Source organism: Singulisphaera chitinilytica (assembly GCF_049331405.1).
GTDB lineage: Bacteria > Planctomycetota > Planctomycetia > Isosphaerales > Isosphaeraceae > PoT.
Map to the genome: position 1 here is coordinate 826,814 of NZ_CP186274.1, position 25,466 is coordinate 852,279.

21 protein-coding genes are annotated in these 25,466 nt (G+C 64.9%); 10 read left to right on the forward strand and 11 right to left on the reverse strand.

What is annotated here, in order from left to right:
• Nucleotides 1-36 precede the first annotated feature (36 nt).
• The 8 genes from ACOYYX_RS03005 to ACOYYX_RS03040 all read right to left on the reverse strand — a co-directional run bounded on the left by ACOYYX_RS03005 (nt 37) and on the right by ACOYYX_RS03040 (nt 7,605).
• Nucleotides 37-825 carry a sensor histidine kinase gene (locus tag ACOYYX_RS03005; protein ID WP_422928455.1) on the reverse strand — a complete coding sequence of 263 codons (789 nt, stop codon included), beginning with the start codon at nt 823-825 and terminating at the stop codon, nt 37-39.
• A gap of 348 nt (nt 826-1,173) precedes the next feature.
• Nucleotides 1,174-1,788, reverse strand: coding sequence for a nicotinate-nucleotide adenylyltransferase (gene nadD / locus ACOYYX_RS03010; RefSeq protein WP_422928456.1), 615 nt, complete (start codon nt 1,786-1,788; stop codon nt 1,174-1,176).
• A gap of 154 nt (nt 1,789-1,942) precedes the next feature.
• Nucleotides 1,943-2,641, reverse strand: a complete 699-nt coding sequence (locus tag ACOYYX_RS03015; protein ID WP_422928457.1) for a DUF434 domain-containing protein — start codon at nt 2,639-2,641, stop codon at nt 1,943-1,945.
• Nucleotides 2,642-2,676: 35 nt separating this feature from the next.
• Nucleotides 2,677-3,426 (reverse strand): dienelactone hydrolase family protein, encoded by a 750-nt coding sequence (locus ACOYYX_RS03020; protein WP_422928458.1) that lies wholly within the window; start codon nt 3,424-3,426, stop codon nt 2,677-2,679.
• Between the two features lie 281 nt (nt 3,427-3,707).
• Nucleotides 3,708-5,270: an arylsulfatase gene (locus tag ACOYYX_RS03025; RefSeq protein WP_422931582.1), complete on the reverse strand. Its 1,563-nt coding sequence runs from the start codon at nt 5,268-5,270 to the stop codon at nt 3,708-3,710.
• Nucleotides 5,271-5,974: 704 nt separating this feature from the next.
• On the reverse strand, nt 5,975-6,490 hold the full coding sequence (locus tag ACOYYX_RS03030) for a hypothetical protein (protein ID WP_422928459.1): 516 nt from the start codon (nt 6,488-6,490) through the stop codon (nt 5,975-5,977).
• Nucleotides 6,491-6,756: 266 nt separating this feature from the next.
• Nucleotides 6,757-7,248, reverse strand: coding sequence for an SRPBCC family protein (locus ACOYYX_RS03035; protein ID WP_422928460.1), 492 nt, complete (start codon nt 7,246-7,248; stop codon nt 6,757-6,759).
• A 12-nt stretch (nt 7,249-7,260) separates the two neighbouring features.
• A complete protein-coding gene (locus ACOYYX_RS03040) occupies nt 7,261-7,605 on the reverse strand; it encodes an ArsR/SmtB family transcription factor (RefSeq protein ID WP_422928461.1) in 345 nt (114 codons plus the stop codon).
• A gap of 513 nt (nt 7,606-8,118) precedes the next feature.
• Between ACOYYX_RS03040 and ACOYYX_RS03045 the strand changes: the two genes are divergently transcribed.
• The 7 genes from ACOYYX_RS03045 (at nt 8,119) to thiO (ending at nt 15,051) form a co-directional block, all read left to right on the forward strand.
• The gene (locus tag ACOYYX_RS03045) at nt 8,119-8,490 is read left to right on the forward strand and encodes a hypothetical protein (protein WP_422928462.1); all 372 of its coding nucleotides are present in this window, start codon (nt 8,119-8,121) and stop codon (nt 8,488-8,490) included.
• A 72-nt stretch (nt 8,491-8,562) separates the two neighbouring features.
• Complete coding sequence (locus ACOYYX_RS03050; protein ID WP_422928463.1) at nt 8,563-9,834, forward strand: hypothetical protein; 1,272 nt, start codon at nt 8,563-8,565, stop codon at nt 9,832-9,834.
• Nucleotides 9,831-10,103, forward strand: a complete 273-nt coding sequence (locus tag ACOYYX_RS03055) for a hypothetical protein (protein WP_422928464.1) — start codon at nt 9,831-9,833, stop codon at nt 10,101-10,103. Before ACOYYX_RS03050 ends, ACOYYX_RS03055 begins: the two co-directional genes overlap by 4 nt.
• A 197-nt stretch (nt 10,104-10,300) precedes the next feature.
• Nucleotides 10,301-10,702 carry a hypothetical protein gene (locus tag ACOYYX_RS03060; protein WP_422928465.1) on the forward strand — a complete coding sequence of 134 codons (402 nt, stop codon included), beginning with the start codon at nt 10,301-10,303 and terminating at the stop codon, nt 10,700-10,702.
• A gap of 127 nt (nt 10,703-10,829) precedes the next feature.
• On the forward strand, nt 10,830-11,225 hold the full coding sequence (locus ACOYYX_RS03065; RefSeq protein ID WP_422928466.1) for a hypothetical protein: 396 nt from the start codon (nt 10,830-10,832) through the stop codon (nt 11,223-11,225).
• A 165-nt stretch (nt 11,226-11,390) separates the two neighbouring features.
• Nucleotides 11,391-13,691 (forward strand): replication restart helicase PriA, encoded by a 2,301-nt coding sequence (gene priA / locus ACOYYX_RS03070; RefSeq protein WP_422928467.1) that lies wholly within the window; start codon nt 11,391-11,393, stop codon nt 13,689-13,691.
• A 244-nt stretch (nt 13,692-13,935) separates the two neighbouring features.
• Complete coding sequence (gene thiO, locus ACOYYX_RS03075; protein WP_422928468.1) at nt 13,936-15,051, forward strand: glycine oxidase ThiO; 1,116 nt, start codon at nt 13,936-13,938, stop codon at nt 15,049-15,051.
• A 33-nt stretch (nt 15,052-15,084) separates the two neighbouring features.
• On the opposite strand, the gene ACOYYX_RS03080 is transcribed toward thiO, so the two are convergent.
• Complete coding sequence (locus ACOYYX_RS03080) at nt 15,085-17,541, reverse strand: RNA polymerase sigma factor (protein ID WP_422928469.1); 2,457 nt, start codon at nt 17,539-17,541, stop codon at nt 15,085-15,087.
• 179 nt (nt 17,542-17,720) lie between these two features.
• Nucleotides 17,721-20,030, reverse strand: coding sequence for a sigma-70 family RNA polymerase sigma factor (locus tag ACOYYX_RS03085; protein ID WP_422928470.1), 2,310 nt, complete (start codon nt 20,028-20,030; stop codon nt 17,721-17,723).
• Nucleotides 20,031-20,411: 381 nt separating this feature from the next.
• On the opposite strand from ACOYYX_RS03085, the gene ACOYYX_RS03090 reads away from it, so the two are divergent.
• Complete coding sequence (locus ACOYYX_RS03090; RefSeq protein WP_422928471.1) at nt 20,412-21,698, forward strand: Gfo/Idh/MocA family protein; 1,287 nt, start codon at nt 20,412-20,414, stop codon at nt 21,696-21,698.
• Between the two features lie 156 nt (nt 21,699-21,854).
• Here ACOYYX_RS03090 and ACOYYX_RS03095 read toward each other — a convergent pair whose 3' ends face one another.
• On the reverse strand, nt 21,855-23,072 hold the full coding sequence (locus ACOYYX_RS03095) for a type II secretion system F family protein (protein ID WP_422928472.1): 1,218 nt from the start codon (nt 23,070-23,072) through the stop codon (nt 21,855-21,857).
• A gap of 255 nt (nt 23,073-23,327) precedes the next feature.
• Between ACOYYX_RS03095 and ACOYYX_RS03100 the strand changes: the two genes are divergently transcribed.
• A complete protein-coding gene (locus tag ACOYYX_RS03100; protein WP_422928473.1) occupies nt 23,328-24,074 on the forward strand; it encodes an RNA polymerase sigma factor in 747 nt (248 codons plus the stop codon).
• Nucleotides 24,075-24,094: 20 nt separating this feature from the next.
• Nucleotides 24,095-25,258, forward strand: coding sequence for an efflux RND transporter periplasmic adaptor subunit (locus tag ACOYYX_RS03105; protein ID WP_422928474.1), 1,164 nt, complete (start codon nt 24,095-24,097; stop codon nt 25,256-25,258).
• Nucleotides 25,259-25,466: the final 208 nt, after the last annotated feature.

The window sequence follows — 25,466 nt, forward strand, 5'->3', positions numbered from 1 at the left end:
AGGGGCCGGGGCATTGCATCGGGAGGAGTGGCAGGATCAGGCGGCGCCTTGCTGGGCGGGGGCGGGGCAGGAGGGGAGTCGGAGGGTGAACGTGGTCCCCTGGCCGACCCGGCTCTCGGCCCTGAGACGGCCGTGGTGGGCCTCGACGATGTCGCGACAGACGGAAAGGCCGAGGCCCGTGCCGCCATGCCCCGAGTCATCCGGGCCCGACTTGGTGGTGAAGAAGGGCTCGAAAATGCGTCGCAGGTCGGCCGGGGCGATGCCGGTGCCGGAGTCGGCGACGCTGACCTCGGCCAGTCGTCCCGAGGCGTCGGCTCCCACGCGGACCCGCACCGTACCCCCCTCGGTCATCGCCTGGCGGGCGTTGATGATGAGGTTGAGCAGGACCTGCTGGATTTGCGCGGGGTTGACCCGGGCATAGGGGTGGCCGATGGCCTGGAAGTCGATCCGGACGCGATGGCGGGACATGTCCTTGCCAACGAGCAAGGTGACTTCCTCGGTGAGCCTGACGAGGTCGGTCGGCTCCCTGCGGTCGGCCCGAGGCCGGGCGATGCCGAGTACGCCCCCCGAGATCACCGAGGCACGTTGCGCCCCCTCGAGGATCTTCTTGAAGGCCTTCTCCCGAAACGCCGGGTCGGGGTTGCGGAGCCCGAGCTTGGCGTAATTCAGGATCGGGGTGAGCGCATTATTGAGCTCGTGACAGATCCCGCCGGCCAGCACGCCGAGGCTGCTGACGCGTTGGAGTGCGACGACCTGGCGGCGGAGGGCTTCGACCTCCTTCTCCAGGTCCGTCACGTGAGTCTCGTGCGCTGAAGTTCCTGCCATCGTATCCTCGGAACCCGGTCCATCCTGACGACCCGTGTTCGCCCACCTTTCGTATCGGCCGACCCAGTGCCGAGGATGAGGCTCGATCCCCTCTTCTCGAGATCATGTCGAGCCCGGTCGATGAGGCAGGATGGGAGGGCGCCCAATAACCCTCTCTCTCGTCCTTCTTGCCATACCTCGCAAGCTTTACGCAGATCTCGAGGCTTTGTCCCGTGGACCATCTTCCCCCGCGTGAACCCTTCTGCGGAATGATTGAATAACTGCAGCGGGCGTGAGGCGCCATCGCGGCCGGAAGCCCCGTCGAGGCCTTGCCGTCTTGCGAAGACACCTACGCAGATCCTCACGGGTTCAAGTGGCGGAAGGCCGGTAGAGCCCGTGATGGTTGATGTAGGCCTCGACCCCGCGCGGGACCTGATAGCGGATGCTCTTCCCCTGGGAGCGGCGGTGCCGCAGGTCATGCGAGGCGATACCGATGGGCGGGATGTTCACCGAGATGATCGGCTTGACGTCCGGGCCGAGTTCGAGCGCCTTGATCCTCGCCGAGTCCGGGTCGACGGCGTCGATCCCAGGCCGGTTGACCACGACGATCGTGGCCATCTGCATGATCCGCTCGGGCTCCCGCCACATGGGCAGGTCGACGAGGCTGTCGGCCCCAATCAGGAAGAAAAGCTCATCGTCGGGGCGTTCTCCGCGGATCGCCTCCAGCGTCTCGACGCTGTAGTGCGGCCCCGGACGCCTGGCCTCGACTTCCGAGACCTCGAACCCTTGGTGCCCCGCGATCGCGATCCGGACCATCTCCAGCCGGTGCGCGACCGGCGAAGGTCCCCCCGGCTTGTGCGGCGGTGAGCCGGCGACCACGAACCAGACGAGATCCAGGCCGCAGGCTTCGCGGCATTGCTCGGCCAGGACCAGGTGCCCGAGGTGGATGGGGTCGAACGTGCCGCCGAACAGCCCAAGTCGCATTGCCGCTTGACCTTCTGCTTACTTGTCGGGAGAGGACTCTGCCCGGTCGGCCTCCCCCAACATCGGCCGGAGGATTGATAACCGGGGCTACGACGCGTTGTCCGGTCCACGAGTTTACTCGATCGAAGACCTTCGGTCGAACCTCCTGCACCCTTCAGGCGAGGTCGACGACGAAGGCTTCCGGGACGGCCGCCTCGACGAGGTGCCGGGCCAGGTTGATCCAGGGGCCGCAGCGGTTGAGGATCCCGGAGTCGGCGGTCGCGACGAGGTCGCCCGGCTGGACGAGCAGGACATCGGGGTCGGGCACGATCTCGGCCTGCCAGCCGCGCTCCCGGATCATCGCCGCGAGCCGGCCGCTATTGGAGACGGGGGCATCGAGCAACCAGAGGCAGGGGCCCACCTTCCATTCCGCCAGCCATTGCGCCGCGAGGTCGAGGGCCGGCTGCGTCTCGTCGACACGACGATAGGTCCCGTGGACGCTTGCGAGATCCCGGAAGCACCCATCGCGACCCCCCAGCACGACGCCCCCTCCCAGTGCCGACTCGAGCGTCAGGATCAGGTTGAAGCCGTCGATACGCAAAGGCCGTCCCGCGAGGCCTTCAAGCGGGATCCGTCGGGCGTGTCGAGCCGTAAGATCGGCGTCGGAGCAGGCCGAGCGGAGGACGGCGATCCTCTGCCGCTCGACGAGCCTGAAGCGATCGCCGACCAGCTTGAGCGACGACGGCTCGGCATAACCTCGGCTGAGGAGCCAGGACAGGTCCGACACGGCGGTCGCGAGGTCGGGCCGCGCGGCGTCGCCGAACCAGGTCTCGTCCTGGGGCCCGGGTCCTCGGTGCTTCCGCGTATCTGGCACGGCCCGCATCCCCTCGCGTGGTTATCCAACTTCGATCAATCGAGCACGCGTTTGAAGAGATCGAGCGTCTTCTCGAGGGCATGCTCGGCCGCATCCTCGTGGTAGTTCGGCCCGGGGACCGCGAAGCCGTGATCTGCGCCGGGCAGGACCTCCACGGTGGATCTCTCACTGAGCTTGCTCAACTCGTTGATCAACGGCTGGTTGTGCTCGACGGGGGCGAGGTGATCCTCCTCATCGATCGCCACATACAGATGCCCGGGGATTTTGGAGGCGACGAGGTGGGGCGAATCCGCGTCGTCCGACACGCAGAAGGACGGATGCAGGCCGGCGCCCGCGACGAACGTCTCGGGGTGCTCGGCCATGCACCGGAGCAGGAACCTGACGCCATTGCAGTAGCCGATGCAGCCCATCTCGCCGGGCCTTGCCGCGGGGTCGGTGGCGAGGTGGGCGAGCACGGCGTCGACATCGGCACGGACATGGTCGTCGGTCGTGCCCATGACCATGCCGAAGAAGCTCCGCATCAGATCCGAGTCGGGCCCGGCCGCCATGAGGGCCTCGGGCTCGACGTGGACGAACCGGCCGAAGCGATGGTAGCGGTCGGGGGCCACGACGTAATAGCCGGCCTCGGCGACCTCGCCGACGACCTGATGGGTCGCCTCCCGGATCCCCGGCCCGTCGTGGAAGAGGAGGACGACCGGGAAGGGGCCCTCGCCCTCGGGTCTTTTGAGGATCACGCCCAGGGTGCTGTCATCGGGGGTGCGGAGGTCGACAATCGCTTCGAGCACGTCCTGGACCCTCCTTCGGTCGCGACTCGTGGGGTGACGCCATGATACCGGGTCTTGTGGCGGGTCGCCGCATCCCTCTCGCGGCTCAGCGAGATGGTTGTGTGGGCAACACCGCCCCCGCGTTGACATTCCCGGAGGCCTGGCGGTTCATCGTGCGGGATGGGCAGGGTCACGATCGAGCGAGAATTCTATTGATTGGCCAGCGGGCAAGGTAAACGACAATGGCCGAGGCCCGCATGGGGCCTCGGCCGTCGATAGACAATTCGCGATCGAGGGAGGGTTTACTTGACCGTCGATTCCTTCAACTTCTCCATGATCTCGTTGAGGTTGAAGCTCGCGGCCTTCTGGCGCTGGGGGTATTCCTTGAAGGTCATGAGGAACTTACCCACATACTCCTGCGCCGGGACGAGCAGGTAGATGTGGTCGAGGAACCAGTCGTAATACGTGTTCGACGTGATGTCGGCCCGCTCGTAGGGGTCGGTGCGGAGGTTGAAGATCTTGGGGACGCGGAGGGTCGTGAAGGGCTCGGCCCAGATCCTGAGCGTCCCCTGGGCCCGCTGCTCCATGAAGACGAGCTTCCAGTTGTCGAACCGGAGACCGGTGACCTGCTGGTCGTCGTTGCAGTAGATGAATGAGTGCCGCGGGCTCTTGTCCGTCTGGCCGGTGAGGTAGGGGACGAGGTTGTCGCCGTCGAGGTGGACCTTGTAGGTCATGTCGCCGACCGTGTGCCCCTTGAGGAGCTTCTCCTTCACGTCGGGCTCGCCGGCCATGGCGAGGAACGTGGGGAGCCAGTCGTGGTGGCCGATGATCTGGTTCGAGACCGTCCCCGGTTTGATCTTGCCAGGCCAGCGGACCATGCACGGGACGCGGTAGGCCCCCTCCCAGTTCGAGTTCTTCTCGTTGCGGAACGGGGTCATGGCACCGTCCGGCCACGCGTTCATGTGCGGGCCGTTGTCGGTGGCGTACATGACCAGGGTATTGTCGGTCAGCCCGAGACGGTCGAGGGCGTCGAGGACCGTCCCCACGTTCTTGTCGTGGTCGATCATCGCGTCGTGATACTCGCTCTGCCAGCGGCCCGACTGGCCGAGGCTCTCCGGCTTGACGTGGGTGCGGAAGTGCATGTGGGTGAAGTTCACCCAGAGGAAGATCGGCTTGTCGGCCTTCTTCTGTTCCTCGAGGAATTTCACGGCGCGGGCGGCGGTGTCGTCGTCGATCGTCTCCATCCGCTTCTTCGTCAGCGGGCCGGTGTCCTCGATCGTCTGCTTGCCGACCTTGCCGAAGCGGGGGTCATCGGTGGTGTCATCTTTGTCCGTAGCCTTGGTGTGGAGCACCCCGCGCGGGCCGTAACGCTGGTGGAAGGCCGGGTCCTTGGGATAGTCGCGGAGCTCCGGCTCCTCCTCGGCGTTGAGGTGGTAGAGGTTACCGTAGAACTCGTCGAAGCCGTGGACCGTTGGGAGGAACTCGTTGCGATCCCCCAGGTGGTTCTTGCCGAACTGGCCGGTGGCGTAGCCGTGCGGCTTGAGCAACTCGGCGATCGTCGGGTCCTGCTTCTGCAGGCCCAGCGGCGAGCCGGGGAGCCCGACCTTGGTCAGGCCGGTGCGGAGCCCGTGCTGCCCCGTGATGAACGAGGCCCGGCCCGCCGTGCAGCTCTGCTCGGCATAGTAGTCCGTGAAAATCATCCCTTCCTTGGCGACCCGGTCGATGTTCGGGGTGCGATAGCCCATCAGGCCCATCGTGTAGGCACTGATGTTGGACTGGCCGATGTCGTCGCCCCAGATCACGACGATGTTCGGCTTCTTCTCGGCCGTCGCGGCCGGCGCCGGCTGGACGGCGGTCGTCGCCATCGAGAGCAGGGCGGCGCGGCTGAGTCCCTCCGAGCAGGTCGCCTTCGCCTCCTGGCCGGCCGCCGCCTTCGCGGGCTGGGGTGCGGGGGCCTCTGCCGCCAGGGCGGGGCGAGGGGCTTCGAGGTGGCCTGCCGCCACGACGTAACCCAGACCGGCCCCCAGGCCGATCATGAACATGGCTTGCAACGACGGACGCATCATGTGGTGTGTTCCCAGGAAGAGGCGCTCGGGCGCATGGAGGTGGAGTCTCGCCTCGCGAAGAAGGGAGGGGCCAACGTTGCCCCTCGACGGCATGGGCGCGAGATCATCGTTCGTTCGAAGTGCAGGAGACCTCGCGAGCCACCCTTCGACCGGAATGCGCCATGTAATGTAAGGCAGCGCCGCCGCGAATGACAGTCACATGACCAGGAATCGCATGTGGAGCTATCGTGAAGGGGCGGACGTCGATCCAAGGATGTCGTCGAGAGACATGGATCTGGCACGATCACTGGACTGACGTCGGCACCCGTCATGGCCGGACGGCTCGACGTCAGCAGCCCGTCGAAAGCCGCGAGAACGGCTTCCTCACACCGAGGCGAGCCTCTATGCCGCAGCTCGGAGCTGGCAGTAGGCTCATGATGAGGCTCAGTGCGCGCGAAGGAGACGGCCCAGAAGCGGCAGCATTCCTCAGGCTTGCGCCAGGCCCGCCGGTGCTGCCGCTTCGGTTAGGTGATGTGGCCACCTGTTTGAGTCGCCTTCCATGTCCCATCAAACTGGAGCTCAAACGTACCATTCGCACTGCAAGAGAAGCTACTTTTTGCCGTCTTCCCGCGGATGTGATAGTTCATTTTCCATGTCTTCTCCTTCAGGTTGCAGGAGAAGTAATTCCCGATTTTCACATCGGGATCGTTGGTTTGGTCAATGGCGCCGTGCTTGAGGCCCTTGAAGATGGGGTCGTCCTCTCCACCTCGGAGTCGCGGAAACTCATTGAGTTTCAGGATGGCCGCTCGCGCCTGCTCTGCCGTGATAATTGGCTCTACTTGCGTTTTCCCGATGGGCTTGTCCGGCCCGCCCGTCAAGAGAAACGCGGCTACCATGATCGTGGCCGCCAGGACAACGATGAGTATCGCAATCACCTTCGCCAGAAGGGAAGTGGACCGCTCCTTTGCCTTCGGCGTTCGCTGGGGAACCTCCAGGCCATCGAGTTCAACGTCCCTGGCCTCGTGAGAATCGGCGTCCATGGTCTGCCTCGCGTATTGCTTAACTCTCTCGACCCTTACCACTAACCTCTACCATATCGCCAGGACAAACACATCTTGGATGTGACCGATTTCAAGTTTTTTGGGAGTCGCTGGAGCATCCTCCGGGTATCGAGTCAACAGACCCGGAAATCATACGCAGGAAACGACATCTTGAACCGACAGGCTATCACAACGATTGCCGCATCGACCCGGGCCGCCGCATGAAGGGCAGGCCAGGGTCGATGCTTTTTGACTCTTCCACAAGGTCAGACCGAGACCCCTTGCAGCACGTCGTCGAGCCGGTCGTAGCTCGCGGCCATGCCGTGCTCCATGCCCGAGGCCACGGCGCCGTCGCGGGCCTCCTTCGACGGGTATTGCAGGGTGATCATGAGCCTGGTCCTCGGGCCGTCCTCGGCGAGCTCCAGGGTGGCCAACTGCTCGACCATCTCGGGGTGGCCGGTGCCGACGTCGAACTTCTCCGTGCGGACGACCTTCTCGGGGCGGTTGATCTCGAGATACTCGCCGCTCATCGACAGCGCCGCCCCTTCCGGCCCGGCCCAGGCCCAGCGGAACTGGCCGCCGACCCTCGCATCCTCCTCGCAGACCGTCATCTCCCAGCCGGGCGGGCCGAGCACCCATCGCCTGAGCAACTCGGGCTTCGACATCGTGTCCCAGACCAACTCGCGAGGGGCGTCGAAGTCGCGGGTGATGACGATCTCGCGGTCTCCGGACGGGGCGACCTTGAACGTATGCTTCATCGTCGTACTCCGTTAGGGTTGGGGCTTCTGCTGGTTCTTCTTGAGTTCTTCAAGCAAGTCATCCAGGCGGTCGAAGTTGGCCTCCCAGATTTTGCGGTAGTCCTCGAGCCACTCATTCGCCTCGGCGAGCGGCTTGGCCTCGATCCGGCAAGGCCGCTTCTGCTTGTCGCGCCCCCGGGAGATCAGGCCGGCCTTCTCGAGCACCTTCAGGTGCTTGGAGATCGCCGGTTGGCTCATCCGGAAGGGCGCCACCAACTCCATCACCGTGGCCTCTCCTTGAGCCAGCCTGGCGAGGATCGCGCGCCGGGTCGGGTCGGCCAGCGCCATGAATGTGGCGTCGAGCCGGGCAGTCGTCATGGTTAATAACCTCTTGGTTGTATAGCTGAGTGGTAATCTAATCGCGGGCGCGGTGGTTGTCAACTCCCGGAGTGAAAGGCCAAGATTCCGGGGCCGCGGCTTGCGACCAGAGTTGTGAGCGAGTCGGATGCGATGGGGTGGAATTCGCCGATGGGATTCGGCGCCTTGGGATGGGGCCGGGCCTGGATATGCTGTTACCCAGGCGTCGCTCGGACGATCTCAGGGCTTCGATGGTGAGGTGAAAGGATGGTCTCGATGGCAAACCGAACGACGGATCTCCGGCGTACGACCTTCCTTGCGGCGATGACCCTTGGATTGCTGGCCCCGGGGAGACCGGACAGGGGCGAGCCGAGCCCCCGGCGGCCCCCCCGACGGACGACGCCATTCACGTCCGCATGCTCGTCTACAAGGCCGAGGTCGGCGGTAAGAAGACGGCGGTGGTCGGGCTGAGGCGTCCGACCGGCAATCCTCATTTCGACCAGGCCGCGAAATCACATCAGGGGCTATTGGCGCGTGAAGTCGTCCACCAGGAGATCCTCCTCGCCGCCCGCGACGAGATGGGGGCTCGCGACGCGCGACGAGGTCCTGGGCGAGTCCTTGCCCCCCGACTCCGAGGCGGAGATCAAGCTCGACGTGACCTTCACCCTCCGGCTGGAGGGGGTCGGGAGCCCGTTGGTCGTCGAGCGCCTCGAGGACAATCGCAAGGAGAAGGTCCTCGACATCAGCGTCGGTGCTCCCGGGGCGAATGGAAATGGCTATTTGCCCAAGCTGGCGGAGTCGGTCGAGGTTCTCTCTTGGGATGATTTTCCTCGGTTCCTCAAGGGGCTCGGGCTGGTGGGAGCCCGAACCGGGCCCAGGCCGCGGCGGCCGTCCCGACGCGCGTGAACACACTCCTGGTATCGCTCACGTTCATTGACGACCTCATCGCGATCTGGGACTTGCATCAGTCGATCCGAGTTGAGGGGGAGTCCACATCGAAAGCTGGGGGCATTAGCCCGCGCCTATGCCCAACTCGGGATACTCTCCGAATATCAGTGGAATCCCGCCCACAAGGCGTACAAGGCCCGTGCCTTGCTCTATGCCCAGCGGTGCCTCGCGAAGGTGCCCGAGTCGCCGGAGGGCCTGCGCAGCCGGGCTTTCGCGCTGGCGTCGGTCGGCCGTGCCAGGGATGCGAGGACCGACCTCGACTTCGCGATCGAGAGGTCCAGGGCCAAGGACGCGCCCGAAGGCCAGGGGAGGGAGCCAGCCCCGGTCGAGGGCTGGGCCGAGCTCATCGACGCCTTCCTCAAAGCCGACCTCGAACGCCTGAACAACTTCGAAGGTCCCGACGCGAAGCTCGCCCGATTGCTGCAGATGGTGGCGCTCGAGTTCCCCAGGCACACGTCGATGGAGCTCGACCCCCTCTCGACCTACGCGCTGGCCACCCTGATCGAGTACGACTGGCCCAGGTACAAGGACAAGGCGAAGGAGTGGGAGCAGGCTTCAACGAGGTCGCTCGCCCTTGCCAAGGTCTTCGCCGAGCGCTACATGGACGAGAGGCATTTCGACGTGGCCGAGACCTACTGGAAGCGCGCCATCGCGATCTACCCCGACGACACCTCCTACGAGGAACTCGCCGAGTCCTACAAGGCCAGGGGAGACGTCGCCCGCTGGAAGGAGACGCTCGACGAGTACCTGGACAAGGTCGAAGACCACGGCCTGAATCATGCCGGGGTCCGTGTGAAGATCGCCGATGAGTTCATGAAGCAGAAGCGCTGGAAGGAGGCCAGGCCTTATGCCGACGCCGCCGCCGAGACCTGGGCGGGGTGGGCGATGGCTTGTGCATCGCGATGCGCCGAGGGGATGGAGGACTGGGAAAGCGCCGAACTCTGGATGCGGAGGGTCTCCGAGCGTTATCCCCGGAGTTCGTATCTCAACTGGTTCAAGTTGTGCAGCCGCACGGGGCATGGAGACATCAAGGCCGCCGCGGCTTTTGCCGAGGAGTGCTTCGCCGATTTCGGCAAGGACGTGCCGATCCAGGACCTGCCCGAGGCCGGCTATTTCTTCTGGGCCTCCGGCTCCTTGAAGAAGGCGAGCGAGATCTTCGAGAAATGCGTGAGCCAGGGCGAGAAAGGTACGACGACCATGGTCCACCTCGCCTCGTCGACGACGAGTTGGGGGACACTCGCTGTCGTGACGAACTGCTCAAGGGCTTCTGCGAGGCCTCCCGGTAAAAGGCCCCGAAATTGACCGAGGTCTGTGACATCTTCCGCGCCTACCTCGCCGGCCCGAAGGGTCAGCCTGTCGACATCAAGGCGTTGCAGGCCGTGCTCGAGCCCATCCCTCGCGACGAACGCCACAACACCGAGTTCCTCGTCGGAAAGATCCTGATGGATCATGGGCATCCCGCGGAAGGCCTCGAGTGCATCCGCCGCTGCTCTCAGTCGCCGGGAACCTATCCGCCACTGAAGATGGTCGCCGAGAACATCGTCCTGCGCAAGGACGCGAGCAAACCCTGAGGTTTCGGGATGCCCTGGCGCTCCGGGCATTGATATTGCGAGTAACGGAAGGCAATGAGCTTCCGCGATCTCCCTTCGCCCGATCGTTCGCCCGGATCTCCATGCGACGATCGGTGTTCGGGGCGAAGGGTCGAGACTTCGCCGGCCTGCATCCGAGGAATCCGCACGCTCAAGTCTTTTGTAGGGAGGGTGTCAACATGGGCCTTGGTGTGTACCCGATTTTCGAACCGAGTGTGGCCAAGGGAGGTTTCAGCTCGGACGGCAAGTTCCTCCTGGACGAGATCGAGGGGCTGGACGGCATCGCGTCGGACCACGGCGTGACCCCCCTCAGCATCTTCTGCGACAGCCGGCTCGTCCCCGACAATTTCGAGGGAGATCCCTCCGAACTCGAAGTGACCGTGGGAGATCGGGCGGATTGGTTCCCGATCGCCGATGGCCTGCAGTCCACGGAGTTGATCGGCGAGGTCCTGCGGACCGACTCCAGGGCTCGTTCCCGGGTGGGACATCTCCAGGAAGTGCTCACGGAGTTGGAAGCCCTCTCGACGTGCCTGCGAGACGCCTCGCGCGTCGCCACCTCGTTCCGCTTCGAGGTTTACTGAACTCTCTTGGGTTGCGACGCCTAAGAAACGGGAGGCTGTCTCGTTGATCGGATGAGACCGAGGCTCGATGCGGCGACCTGCCGCCCCGGCGATCTCGATTCGACCACCGATCCACGGAGGCTTCCCGATGATTTCTCGCGTCTGGCTCTTGTGCGGCGCAGGGCTATTGATGGCCGTGTCGAGTGGGGCCGACGAGGCGAAGCCCACGTCCCACAAGCTTCGGTTCTCGCATGCATCCTTCGTCGCCTATCCCGGCGCAGTCATCTCCCTGAAGGATCCTGCCTCGGGGATGATCTGCTATGTCGAGTCGGATGGCCGAAAGCTCGTGGCCCTGGATCAGGCCGGTGGGGTCGCCTGGGGCCTCGACGTCCTGGAGGCGAGCGGTGGCGATCCCGTCGTCGGGAGGCCCGTCGTCCGGCATCTGAAGCTCGACGGTGCGAACCTCCTGGCCACCTGCGCCAAGCATACGCACGTGAGCATTGACGTCGCGACCGGCAAGGTCACGTCCGTCGAGGCCGATTGAGGGGCATGGCTGGGAGTTTGTCGATTTCGTCGAGAGCGTGGCCCCGGAGGGCCGTGCGTACTGGGCGAGGCGGCAGACGCCCGGCTCGATGAAATCTGTGTGGACAGGCGTGCAGAAATCGAGTGAACTGGAATCCTGGTAGTTGGGGAATACCGGGGTGTCGACATGGGTGTCGGGAACGACCAGCGTCAGTCCGCTTTCTTCGCCGATGAGGCGGATTTGGGCGGGGGCGCGGATGGCCCGTTCGCAGGCGTCGTGTTCAATCGTCCCATGGATCAGGTCTACACCTATCGGATCCCCGAGAAGTTCCTGCAGGCCGTGACGCCCGGCCAGAGGGTGCGGGTTCCGCTCGGGCGGGGGAATCAGCCGGCGGTCGGATACTGCGTGCGGGTTGATGAACTCGCGCCGGAAGGGCTCGACACGAAGCGGCTCAAGGACCTGATCGAGGTCCTCGACGACCCCCCCTTGATCGACGCGGGCATGCTCGAATTGACCCGCTGGATGGCGGGCTACTACGCCTGCTCGTGGGGACAGGCGCTCGACGCCGTCGTCCCCGCGGGGGTGAAGAAGCAGGCCGGGATGCGGATGGGGACGTACCTCACCGTCTCCGACGAGGGCCGGCAGGCGCTCGACACGCAGAACCTGCCGCCCAAGCAGGCCGAGGCGCTGGGGATCCTCACACGCTCCGACGAGCCCCTTACCATCGCCGACCTCTGCCGGATGGCGAACTGTGCCCAGAGCCTGATCGGCACGCTGAGGCAGAAGGGGTACGTCCGCTCGATCAAACGCCGGGTTCGGACGAAGGTGGATGACGATCCCGCCCCGACGAGCGATGCTGAGGCCGCCAAGGCCCGCCCGGCGCTCACGGGCGAGCAAGAGGCCGTCATGGCCCGCCTCACTCCTGCGCTCGATGGTGACGACTTCGCCACGTTCCTCGTCCACGGCGTCACCGGCAGCGGCAAGACCGAGGTCTATCTCAGCGCCATCGAGCGCGTCGTCGCCAGAGGCCGCGAGGCGATCGTGCTCGTCCCCGAGATCAGCCTGACGCCCCAGACGATCCGCCGGTTCCGCCGCCGGTTCGCCAAGGTCGCCGTGCTGCACAGCCACCTGAGCGATGCCGAACGCCATCGCCACTGGCGGAGCATCGCCGCGGGCGAGGTGCAGGTGGTGGTCGGCGCCCGGTCGGCCGTGTTTGCCCCCGCGCGACGGCTCGGCCTGATCGTCATCGACGAGGAGCATGAAAGCACGTTCAAGCAAGAGACCGTGCCGCGCTACCACGCTCGCGACGTGGCCGTGAAGCGGGCGCAACTCGAGCGGGTGCCGATCCTGCTCGGCTCGGCAACCCCCGCCATGGAGACCTGGAGGAATGCCGAGCTCGGCCGCTACGTCCACCTACCGATGACCCAGCGCGTCGGCTCGAGGCCGATGCCAGGGGTCGAACTGATCGACCTTCGCCACGAGCGCCTGCCGCTCGGCGGCCTCAGCGAGCCGCTCCGCCAGGCGATGAAGACGGCGCTGAGCGAGGAGGGGCAGGTGATCCTGCTCCTGAACCGCCGCGGCTTCCACACGTTCGTCATCTGCCCGAACCCTCGCTGCAACCAGGTGCTCAAGTGCGACTCTTGCGACGTCGCCCTGACGTACCACAAGAACCGGCGCGTCCTGATCTGCCACACCTGCGACGCCGAGAAGCAAAGGCCCCCGACTTGCCCGCATTGCCAGGCGGCCAATCTGCATTACGGCGGCATCGGAACCGAGCGGCTCGAGCGCGAAGTCGAGACGGCCTTCCCCGAATATGTCTCGCGCCGCATGGATTCCGACACCATGCGGACCCCCGGCAGCCACGAGCAGGTGCTCTCGGCCTTCCGCTCGGGGGAGATCAAGATCCTGCTCGGGACCCAGATGATCGCCAAGGGGCTCGACTTCCCAAACGTCACGCTCGTGGGGGTCGTCAACGCCGACACGGCGCTGCACATGCCCGACTTCCGCGCGGCCGAGCGTACCTTCCAACTCGTCGCGCAGGTGGCGGGCCGGACCGGCCGAGGCGACAAGCCCGGGCGGGTGCTGGTGCAGACGTTCGCTCCCGAGCACCACGCGATCGCGTTCGCCGCGAAGCACGACTACGAGGGGTTCGTGCAGACGGAACTCCCGTACCGCCGGGAGATGGGGATGCCCCCTTATGGCCGACTCATGCGCCTGATCGCCCGAGGTCCCGACGAGCCGGCCGTCCGCGTCTATTTCGAGCAACTCGCCGACGCCCTGCGCACGGCCGCCCCGCCCGGTGTGACGATCCAGGGCCCGGCCCCCGCCCCCGTCACCAAGATCCGCAACCTGTTTCGATACCACCTCCGCATGCGGTGCGACTCCCCTCGTCCTCTGCAAATCCTCTGGCAGAACGTCGCCCCGACCATGCCGCCCCCCGGAGAGATCGAGCTGGCCATCGACGTCGATCCCGTGAACCTCTTGTAATTTAATGATTGTAAAAAATGTGCGAATGTGATTTAATGAAATTAAAAACATATTGGTTTGCTTTATTGTTTTGTTGGATGGGGTCGGCAAAGAATCCACCTGGAGATTCGTCGCCTTGCCGGTTACAAGGAAAGGCGTCACAGGAATCCCCGGCGCGATGAACGCCCGGGAGACGTGAGCCTGGCATTGATCGTCGCCCTGCGAGCGTTGGAAGAAAACCTGGTCTGGAACCGGCGAGGTGAGAATGGGCCGTTTGTCGGACGTGCTGGTGATCGGCGGCGGTGTGATCGGGGGCTCGATCGCCTGGTCTCTGGCCAGGCGAGGGATGTCGGTGACGATCGTCGAGGCAGGGCGGATCGGCCGAGGCGCGAGCTACGCGGCGGCCGGAGTCCTCTCGCCCGACTGGAGCGGCGAGGATCCCCCCGCGCTGACGACACTGGCCGAGGCCAGCCTCTCGATCTGGCCCGACTGGGTCGATGAGATCGAGGATCGCTCGGGCTGCGGCCTGAACTTCCGCCGCGACGGCCTTTTGAGCGTCTGGGTCGACCCCGACGCCCCCCACCTTCCGCCCGAGCTTGCCACCGAGGCCCCTCCCGTCGGCAAAGGGCAAAAACTAACAGCGGCGGAAGCCAGGGAACTCGAGCCGAGCCTCGTCGGGCCGATCCTCGGTGGCGTGCTCTATCCCGAGGACGCCCAGGTCGACAACCCGAGGCTGACCCCCGCGGTGGTCCGCGCCGGCGAGACGGCCGGGGTCCGCGTCCTGGCCGAGACGCCGGTGGCCTCGTTGCTGGGCTCGGCAGGTGCCTGCAAGGGGATCCGCACGGTCTCGGGGCAGGAGATCCACGCCGGTGCCGTCGTGATGGCGGCCGGTGCCTGGTCGGGCCCGCTGGCGGCGTCCTCCGGCATCGACCTTCCTAACGAACCCTGGCGCGGGCAGATGCTCGCCTTCGACGCCGTCAAGCGCCCGCTCAAGCACATCGTCTTCTGCGGCGAGCTTGTGCTGGTCCCCAGGCCGCACGGTCCCCTGGTGGTGGGGACGACCCTGGAGAAGGTCGGCTTCGACTCGAGGGTGACTTTGGCAGGCCTGCACCACATCCTCGCCAGGGCCGAGCGGGTCGTGCCGGGCCTCGGCGACCTCCCGCTCCTGAGCACCTGGGCCGGCCTCCGACCCGGGACCCCGGATCATCTCCCCTACCTTGGCCCCGTCCCCGGCTGGGAGGGCCTCTACGCCGCCTCGGGCCACGGCCGCAAGGGGATCATCCTCGCCCCCATCACCGGCGAACTCATCGCCCGGCTCATCCTCGAAGGTGACCTCGACCCCCTGCTGATCCCCTGCCTCCCCGAGCGGGCCATCCCATAAGAAGGAAGACCCACTGGTGTGCCCCTCGACCGATCACTTCGGGGTCGAGGGGCCCCCCTCCGTCGCTTTGCCGTCGAGCGTAGCGTTGATCGGAACTTGGATCGCCATCTCGATGCAAGCCGCCTGCTTCTTCTTTGGCGACTGGATCCGGTCGAACAGCCTGGACGCATTCTTTATGTCCCCGAGATTCGCGAGTAAGCCGATCACGTTGACCAGGACCGTCTCCCTCGAGTCGTTGCTCGCGAGGGAATCGACCGTCCTCAACGCACCCGTCAGATCCCCCAACCTCGCCTGGAGACCCGCGACATCGGTTGCCAGGTAGGCTGATGTGCCGAGGTCATTGGCCTCGTCGACTTGCGGGGCAAGAGTTCGCGTGTACTGTCGTTGCTCCTCCGCGTTGGCCAGGGCATTTCGCAGGCTCTCGGTGGCGGCCTGCGTGTCGCCCGCTCGCTTCTGGATGTCGGCGATGCTGAGCCAGATCAACTCGATCGTGGCAAAGTCCGGGGTGTTACTGTTCGTCAGTGCATCGAGCGCCGATTTCAACCCATCGACATCGTCCAACTCCGTCAGACTGTTGCAGGTTAATAAAAGTGGTCGTGAGCGTGTCTGAGGGATCTGGATCGCTTTGATGATCCCGATGAACTTCCGAGCCGATGCCCTGGCGCCATCCTTATCCCCGGCTTTGAGCTGGGCATGGAGGATGTTGCCGTAGCAGAAGGCAAGTTGCGACCGGAGGTCATCAACCTCGGCAGGGGCAGGCGTTGCCTGCGTCGCCGATTCGAGGATCCCTGCCGTCTCGATCGCTTTATGGATGTGCCCGATTCGGGCCTGGGCGTTGACGATCGGCGGGATCTGGAAAGCCCAGACGGGATCCTTCTTCTTCGACTCATTGGCGAGTTGGAGGATCTTGGTGAGAACCTCCTCGGCCTCATCGCCATCGTCGGGTTGCAGCGCCTCGACGACCGCATCGATCGCGGCCTGCTTCACTTGGCTGTTATGTTTGATATTGAATGACTTGAAATAATTTGCAGATAGGGATTTTTCGAGAGCCTTGGCCGCCCCGTGCTCGTGAGCCTCCAGGCCACTCAGCCTCGCATCGAACGTGTTCGGCGATTGTCGTTGAACGCCCTCGAGGAATCGACGATAGGCCTTGAAGGTTTCGCCCGAGGCCTTGCGACCTTCCGTCTGGACCTGATATGCGACGAGGTTTGGCCACTGAGTTGCCTGTTGTAACTCGGGGCGGAGGGCCTCGATGACCGCGATGGAATCTTGATAAGTGCGCTGAGCCAGGGTGTGCTCGCCGAGCATCCCGAGCCTGTAGGCGATGGTCAGGATCGGATGCGGGGTGAGGGTCAGTTGATCCGTGGGGATAGCCTTGGCGGCCTTGATCGCCAGTTCGAAGGTGTCCAGGCTCCGCTTGCGGTCACCACGTTGATGGAGGGCGTCCGCGATTCTGGATAGACGCATCGCCTTGTCGGCCAGATCTTCCAGGGCCTCCGCCGCGGCGACGCCCTTCTCGACGGTCTCCTCATAGAGTGCTGTGGTCTTGATGGATTGCGGCGGGGCCTCGGCCGCCTTCTGGGCTCCTGCTACTGCTTCGATAGCAGGCTGCGGGGCCTTCTGCAGATACCTGGCCCCGGCGACGGTGCCCGAGGCGCCGAGGAGCACGATCGCTGCGAATGTCGACAGTCGGATCAAGGTTATGGACATGAGAGTTCCTTCTGCCAGCGAAGTGACGGGAGAGGAGAGCAAGGAACCCGCGGCCAGACTGCCGGCGGCGAAGACCGACGCGGCATGGACCGTGCTCGCGACGAGGCTCGGCGGGAGGGCGGCCGTCGCCGCTTGCGACGACGTCCCCGCGGCCAGCAACCCCGCGGGCAGGGCCAGGCCGCGCCGGCCGAGGCGCCGCTTGAGGATATCGCGAGCCCGAGACAGGCGGACCTTGACCGTACCCACTGGCCATTTCAGATCCTTCGCGGCCTCCTCGCATGTGCGGCCCTCGAGGTAGCAGAGGACGACGGGGGCGCCGTACTTATCGGGGAGGCGTCGCAACTCGTCGCGGAGGATGTCGCCGAGGTCGAAGTCGGGGGTCCGGTCGTTTTCCACGTCGTCCGCCCTCCGCGCGAGCCCTCCCGATTCATGCTTCCGCCTGCGAGCTGCGGCGACCCTGGCTCTGGCTGCAACGCGCGAGGCGACGCCGAAGAGCCAGTTCGCCACGGAGTTTCGACTGCGGATGGAGCCGGCCTTTCGGGCGAGGACGAGGAATGTGGCCTGAAAGGCATCCTCGGCGTCGTGGGCATTAGCCAGCGCGCTCTTGCAAACGCGCAAGACCATCGGCCCATGCCGCTCGACGAGGGCCTCGAAGGCGATCGGGTCGCGCTCCGAGGCGAATCGTTCGAGCAACTCCCTGTCGCCGTGATGCTCCAAGCTCCCCGAGCCGAAGAGCGTCTCGAGGTCCTTGGAGAGGGCACTCGACCTGACATTGGCCATCGAAAGACTCCGCTCCCGAGCGTTGGGTAACGTCAGTAGTGACGCGCCAGGCCAATCCGGTTTCACGTTTCCACCGCCCTCATCGCGGTTTGCGAGAGGCCCTTGGCCCTTCGGCAAACACCAGCGAGCCGTCCACGAGGGACCCGGGTCGCCGCGTCGTTGTCGCATACTTCGCCCGATTACTTCGAAGGAGACGGGGCCGGCTTCGCAGTTTTGCCGTCGAGTGTGGCGTTGATCGGAATATAGGTGGCCATCTCGATCCGAGCCGCTCTCTTGTTGACAGGTGAGGGGATCCTGTCGATGATTCTCGAGGCCTCTTCGGTTTCTCCGTTTTGCAAAAGCGTGGGAATCAGTGGAAGTAGAGCATGTTCCTGCAGAACCTCGTCCTCGAGCGACTCGATCGTTTTGAAGGCGGTTGGTAAGTCTCCCAACATCGCCTGAATATTGGCCAACTGTGACACGGCCTGCATTTGCAGATCGAAGTTGGGCCGGTTTGCAGGCTGTGGGTTCTCTCTCGCCTGCTGTAGATTCCTCTCGGCAGCCGCCAGGGCCTCGTGCAAGCTCAGTCCTGCCGCCTTACGGTCTCCCGCTTTCTTCTGGATGCTCGCGATCGAAAGCCAGGATTGTATGAGATACGAATGAGAAGAGCGGTGACTTATTGTCTTGAAAACATCGATAACTGAAAGTATTCCCTGGATATCCTCAGCATCTTTGAAGATGTCGCCGGCCCTTGAGAGTGGGTGTGGTTGGCTCTCAGGCGCTTGGATCGTCTTCACGATCTCGATGATTTTCCTGGCTGAGGCCTTGGCTTCGTCTTTCTTGCCAGCTTTGAATTGTGCGGTGCCAATCTCTGCGAAGCAAAGGGCTTCATTAAATTTCGCGCTATCGACGTACAGTGATGACTTCGGAGCCATGAGATCGGCTTCATAGATCTTTGCCGTCGTGATCGCCTCTTCGAAGAGGCCTAGCCTCGCCTGTGTCTTGACGACATCAGGGACGAAAAAATCCGAAGTCCTGCCGCGATTCGCACGTTTCGCGAGTTGGATGGCCTTCGCGAGTACCTGCTTGGCGTCGTCCCCGTCCTCGACTTGGAGTGCCGTCACGACCCCGATTGCCAGTGAGGTTTTCTTGTTCAAGCTATAATTCCAATCAAGTAGCCGAAAATAATTCGTGGAGAATATTTTCTCGATCGTCTTGGCCGGACCGAACTCATGGGCATCCAGGCGTACCAGATCCACATCGTGGAATTCCGTCCCTCCCTGTTGCTGCTGCATCACCTGCAAGAATTGCCGATAGGCCAGGATGCTTTCTCTTGCGGATTTTCGTCCTTCGGTCCTGATTTGCGGTTCGACAAAGTTGAGCCAGTGGTTAAATTGCTGCGTTTGGGGCCGGATGGCCTGGATGATCGGGATGGCTTCCGAATAGGTTCGCTGGGCACGCGTATGTTCTCCTAACTCGCCCAGAGAGTTGGCGATGAGCACGATAGGATGAGGGATCAGGTTCACCTTGTCGGGAGGGATTTCCTTGGCGGCGAGGATAGCTCGCTCGAAGGTTTCAAGCCCTCCTCGTCGGTCTCCTCGCCGATAGCGAGTGTGGGCGATGCGGAGCAGGTCCCTCGCCTTAGTGGTAGGATCTTCCGAGGCTTCCGCCGCGGTGACGCCTTCCCGAATCGTCTCGTCGTAATACGTTGAGGTTTGAACGGGAGGCGGCACCTTTTCCGCAGGGAACTTGGGCGTTGCCTGACGGCGAGGCATGTCATCGACCGGTGCCGAAGAGTTCCGAAAGTAGGTGACCCCACCAAGTGCGGCAGAGGCCCCGAGGAGCACGATCACTGCGAGTGTCGATAGACGAGCGATGGTCATTGGCGTGAGTATTCCTTCGGCCAGAGTGATCGCGGGCACGCTGAGGTGCGTACCTGCGACCGCGTGCCCGATGAATGCCGAGGCCGATTGGACGGTGCTCCCGATGAGGCTCGGGGGCAGTGCGGCCGAGGCCGATGGGGGGGATAAACCGGCGGCGAGCAGGCCTGCGGGCAGGGCGAGGCCTCGGCGGCCGAGGCGTCGCTTGAGGATGTCACGAGCCCGAGAAAGGCGAACCTTGACGGTGCCCACGGGCCATTGCAGATCCAGGGCGGCTTGCTCGCTGGTGCGGCCTTCGAGGTAGCAGAGGATGACGGGGGCGCCGTATTTGTCGGGGAGGCGGCGGATCTCGTCGCGGAGGATGTCGCCGAGGTCGAAGTCGGATGGCAGGTCGTGACGCACCTCGTCCGCCCTCCGCGCGAGGCCGTGGGATTCGTGCTTGCGCCGGCGGGCGGCGTCGACCCTGGCCCTGGCCGCGACGCGCGTGGCGACGCCGAAGAGCCAACTCGCGATGGAGTCGCGCTTCCTGATCGATGCTGCCTTGCGGGCGAGGACGAGGAACGTGGCCTGGAAAGCATCCTCGGCGTCGTGCTGGTTTGAGAGCGAACTCTTACAGACGCGCAGGACCATCGGGCCGTGGCGCTCGACGAGGGTCTCGAAGGCGACGGGGTCGCGGTCCGAGGCGAACAGTTCGAGGAGTCGGCCGTCGTCGATGTGCTCGGTCGTCCCCGGGCCGAAGAGCGTCTCCAGGTCTTTCGAGAGGGTCCCCAACCGTTCGTTGGCCATCGCTGAATTTCCTCGGCCTGTGATCGAACCACGCCGATAGTGACGCTCGAATCGGAGCCGGTTTCAAGATTCTGGCCGGGGCGTCGCGATTGCCCGGCGAAAGCCTGTGATAACGGAGACATTGCCAGGCGGGACTGCGCCTGGCACAATAGGCCGATCGAGACGATTCCGAAGCGTCTCAGCTCGCCCCCGCCTCCATGGCCCCACACGGAGCAAAGGCCCCTTATGCGCGACTCCCATCCCAGCCGTCGCTCGTTCGTCAAGCAATCCGCCGCCACCGTGACCGCCGCCGCTGCCGCGGCCCAGATGACCCTGATGACGACCGCCCACGCCGCCTCCGGGAGCGACACGCTCCGCGTCGGCCTGGTCGGTTGCGGCGGACGTGGCACCGGCGCGGCCGAGCAGGCCCTCTCGGCCGACCAGAATGTCAAGCTCGTGGCGATGGCCGACGCGTTCCAGGATCGCCTCGACGACAGCCTCGCGACGCTGAAGTCGTCCCCCGTCTCGGGCCGGGTCGACGTCCCCAAGGATCGGCAGTTCGTCGGCTTCGACGCCTTCAAGAACGTCATCGACCAGGTCGACGTCGTCCTGCTCACCAGCACCCCGCACTTCCGCCCGATCCACATGGCCTACGCCGTGGAGAAGGGCGTCCACATGTTCGTCGAGAAGCCGGTCGCGACCGACGCCCCCGGCGTCCGCTCGGTCCTCGAGTCTTGCGAGATCGCCAAGAAGAAGAACCTCTCCGTCGTCTCGGGCCTCTGCTGGCGGTACTTCAACCCGAGGCGCGAGACCGTCAAGCGCGTGATGGACGGGGCCATCGGCGACATCGTGGCCATCGAGACCACATACAATTCGGGCGGCGTCTGGGAGCCCCGGGCCACCCGCGAGCAGGTCAGCAGCGACATGGAGTACCAGATGAAGAACTGGTACTACTACACCTGGCTCAGCGGCGACCACATCGTCGAGCAGGCCGTGCACGGCATCGACACGATGGGCTGGGTGCTCGGCGACCAGCCGCCGGTCCGCTGCTGGGGCTCCGGCGGCCGACAGGTCCGCACCGAGCCGCAGTACGGCAACATCTACGACCACTTCTCGATCGTCTACGAGTACCCGAACAACGTCCGCGGCTACCACAACTGCCGGCACTGGCGCGACACCGCCTACCAGACCAAGGACTACGTCCTCGGCTCCAAGGGGACGTGCGACATCTTCGGCAAGCGCATCAGCGGGCCGAACGCCTGGCGCTATCGCGGTAGCGAAAACAACATGTATCAGACCGAGCATGACGAGTTCTTCGCCTCGATCCGCGCGGCCAAGCCGATCCAGGGGGGCCAGTACGCCGCCTGGAGCACCGTGCTCGCCCTGATGGGACGCATGGCCGCCTACACCGGCGAGGTCATCACCTGGGAGCAGGCCCTCAACTCCAAGGAGAGCCTCGCCCCCGCCCAGTATGCCTGGGGCGCGGCCCCGCAGGTCCCCGTCGCCAAGCCGGGCGTCACCAAGTTCGTCTGATCGCCAGACGCCCTCCTCACCGGCCCGGTCGACCCGGGCCGTCGGATCGGCAAAAACCTTCGGGCCGGGCTCGCCATCGCGAGACCGGCCCGATTTGCTTTGACGGGATCATCCCTGGATATGATCGGGCACGAATCCGTCGGGCCTCCCGGCGCGTCATTTCACGGGGATATCCCCGAGCTTCGTGAGGAGGGTGACGAGCGGGGAGAAATAGGCCACGGCCATGAGCAGTGCGACTCCCCCCAGGACGAGCACGACGACGTCCGAGACGGCGTGGAGCCCGATCCGCAGGCGGTATTCGAATCGTCGCTCATTGGCGTCGGCGAGCTGCCGCATCGCCCAGCCGAGGTTCCCGACGCGGTCGGCCGAGTCGAGCAAGGTGTGGTCGGCGGGGCGGATCAGCTTCCGCTTCTCGAGCGCCTCCCAGCAGGGCACGCCCCGCACCAGGTCCTCGAGGACCAGTTCGAGCCGGCCCCGGACCCATCGCGAAGGGTAGTATCGGGCCAACGACGCGACCCCGCCCGAAAGGGGCCGTTCGGCCTCGACGACCCAGGCCAGGAAGCGGAGGATCTTCGCGCCATGCCTGGACGGGAAGAACCGATCCAGGATGGGGATGCCGTCCTGCCAGCCCCGCGCCAGGGCCAGGGGGACGAGCATCAGGAGGAACGCCTCGGCGACGATCGCCAGTAGGAGGAAAGGGGCTCCCTGAGCGGACGCGGCGAAATGGCTCGCGCGGACCACGAACACCGTCACCGCGGGCAGGTCGACCCCGAAGTCGAAGAAGATTGCCTCGAACTTCGGCATGATGAAGTAGAGCAGGAACCAGCTGATGACCTGGATGGCGACGAAGAGGAACAGGAAGTAGGACAACCTCGCCCCGACCATGAATTGCAGCGGGCGTCGGAGGGCGACCCCCGCGGCCGTCTCCCGGAGCGCGGGGGCCAGGCGGTTGGCCTCCCAGCCTCCTCGGATGAACAACGTGGTCCCTCGCGGTAAGACCCCCGGCGTCAGGTTGATCGCATCGGGGAGCGGGGCCCCCGCATCCATCAGCCTCGCCAGGCGCCGGAGCTTCTGCGAATACTCGCCGATGTCGTCGCCCGCCAGGCTTTCGAGCGTCCCCGACAGCGGGATCCCCTGTTCGGCCGCCAGGGCGAGGGCCCAGAGCGTCGACTGACGTCGCGACTCTCGCCAGCGGATCAAGGAGTAGATCACCGACCCGACCATCATGACGAGCCCGAAAAGGATCAGGCCCACCAGCGGGAAGAGGATCGACAGCAGGAGCCCGCAGAGCGCCGCGAAGGCCAGGGCCGCGATCAGGAGCGCGCGGAGCAGCGTATCCGTGCCCGAGGACTTCACCGTTTCATCCGTCGACATGAGCCCTGTCCCCGAGTTGGCATGGTCCGAGACAATTGTCTGTTATTAGACAGTTGTCATAGGGTCTTGGCAAGTCGGAGCTGGGCGTCGCCCTGGAAATCGGCCCGGATTCGTTGCGACGTGGAGATTCGCAGGCGAAAGTCCGTTCTGATCTCATGAAAAATCGTCGGCCGAGAAATAAAACGGGAACGCGCGAGGCCGCTCGCGGCGTTTACCCGTGAGATTTGCGGACGCCCGGCCGGGAAGCGAGGACACATGGGGGTCAAGAACAGCGGCGACATGCTCTTGCAACTGCGGGCGCTCCTCAACGCGGGGGCGATCGGCTCGCTCTCCGACGGCCAGTTGCTCGAGCGGTTTGCCGGAGGCCGCGGCGAGCCCAGGGAGCTGGCCTTTGCCGCACTGGTGGCTCGTCACGGGCCTTTCGTCCTGAGGGTTTGCCGGTCCGTGCTTCGTGACGAGGCCGCGACGGAGGACGCCTTCCAGGCGACGTTCCTGGCCCTGGCCCGCAAGGCCGGGTCGCTCCGGGGCCGGGACTCGCTGGCCCCCTGGCTGCATCAGGCGGCCTATCGTGCGGCGATCCACGACCGATCGATGACCATCAGGCGTCGTTCGCACGAATTCGCGGCGGCCGCGCTCCGGGCCACATCGTCGACACCGCCGCACCAGGCCAATCACGACCTCGAGACGATCATCCACGAGGAGGTCGACCGCCTGCCGGGCCGCTTCCGGACGGCGGTGGTGCTCTGCGACCTCGAGGGCCGGACCCACGAGCAAGCGGCGCAACATCTGGGGTGCGCGGTCGGGACGGTCAAGAGCCGCCTCGCCCGGGGGCGGCAGCGGTTGCGAGGGCGGCTCGAGCGTCGAGGCCTGGCGCCGGGGCTTGCGCCCTGGCCCTGGCCGGTGGCGATGCCGCTCGTGCGGCCGTGCCGACGCCCCTGGCGGAGTCGACGGTGGCTTATGCAACGGCGGCGGGAGCCGTCCCGAGATCGATCGTCGTCATGACCGAAGGAGTGTTGATATCCATGCTGCTACGCAAGATCAAACTCGCGGCCACGGCCGCAGGGGTCGTGGCCGTGATCGCGGCCGGTGCGGTGGCTCTCGCCCAGCCGGGGACCGCGCAGCCGAAGGATCCAGGCGGCGGGGCCAAGGGGGTCGAGCCGGCGAACTGGACGTACCACATCCTGGTCTCCCGCAAGGATGAGCCTCCGCGCAAGGTGGCGGTCGTCGAGATGATCGGGGACACGCCGATCCGCGTCGAAGCGCCGGGCGCGAGCATCCTCATCAGCCCCAGGGGCGACGAGGAGCGACGAGTCGGGGACGACGGGAAAGAGGCGGGGCCTTCCAGGGTTGATGGAGTCCGGGCTCGCCGCAAGATCATCCTCACCAACCCTCGCGTGATGGATGCCGATGTCGTCCAGCAATATGTCGCCCAGATTCACGCCCAACGCCACATCAACATCCGCGCACTCGAGAACGGGTTCATCCGCAAGATCGAGGTGAAGGAAGGCCAGGCGGTGAAGGAGGGCGATTTGATGATCGAGATCGAACCGCCTGCCAATAGGCCGAAACCGGCGGGCGACTTCGGCAAAATCGTCGCGCCCTTCGACGGCCTCGTCGGCAGCCTGAACGAGCAGGTCGGCGCCCTGGTCAAGGAGGGGGAAAACCTCACGGAGTTGTCGGACAACGGCGCAATCTGGGTCTATTTCAAGATGCCCGAGAGGCAGTATCTCGATTACATGGCCGAACGTGAAAAGCGCGAGGGGGACCGGGTCGAACTGGTGCTGGCGAACGGGGCGAGGTTCTCGCAGAACGGCAAGATCGGTGCGATCGAGGCCAATTTCGATGCCGCGACCGGGGCCATCGCCTTCCGCGCCGATTTCCCGAACCCCGATCGCGTCCTGCGCCACGGTCAGACCGGCACCGTCCTGATCCACCACAAGATACCCGACGCCGTCGTCGTCCCCCAGCGTGCCACCTTCGAGATCCTCGACAAGCGTTACGTCTACGTCGTCGACAAGGACGAAGTGGCGCATCAACGCGAGATCACCGTCAGTAACGAACTCGACGATCTCTTCGTCATCAAGAAGGGGGTCGGCGTGGGAGACCGGATCGTGCTCGACGGTATCCGCGAGGTTCGCGACGGCGAAAAGGTGGATACCGATCTTCGCCCCGCGAAGAAGAAGTGAGAGGCACCGGGTGCATGTGCGAGGGTCGTCCACCACGCGAAGGAAGGATTCTCCCTCGAAGGGGAGGGCGGGGTTACGATGCCCTCGCGATGCCTGTGTCGCGAGCGATCCGGCCATGATCCACCTCCCTTCGGTGTAGCACTCCCGATCATGATCGTCTCGCGCTCTTGAGTCACAACACCGGCCGATCGCCCTCTATTCCGTGAGG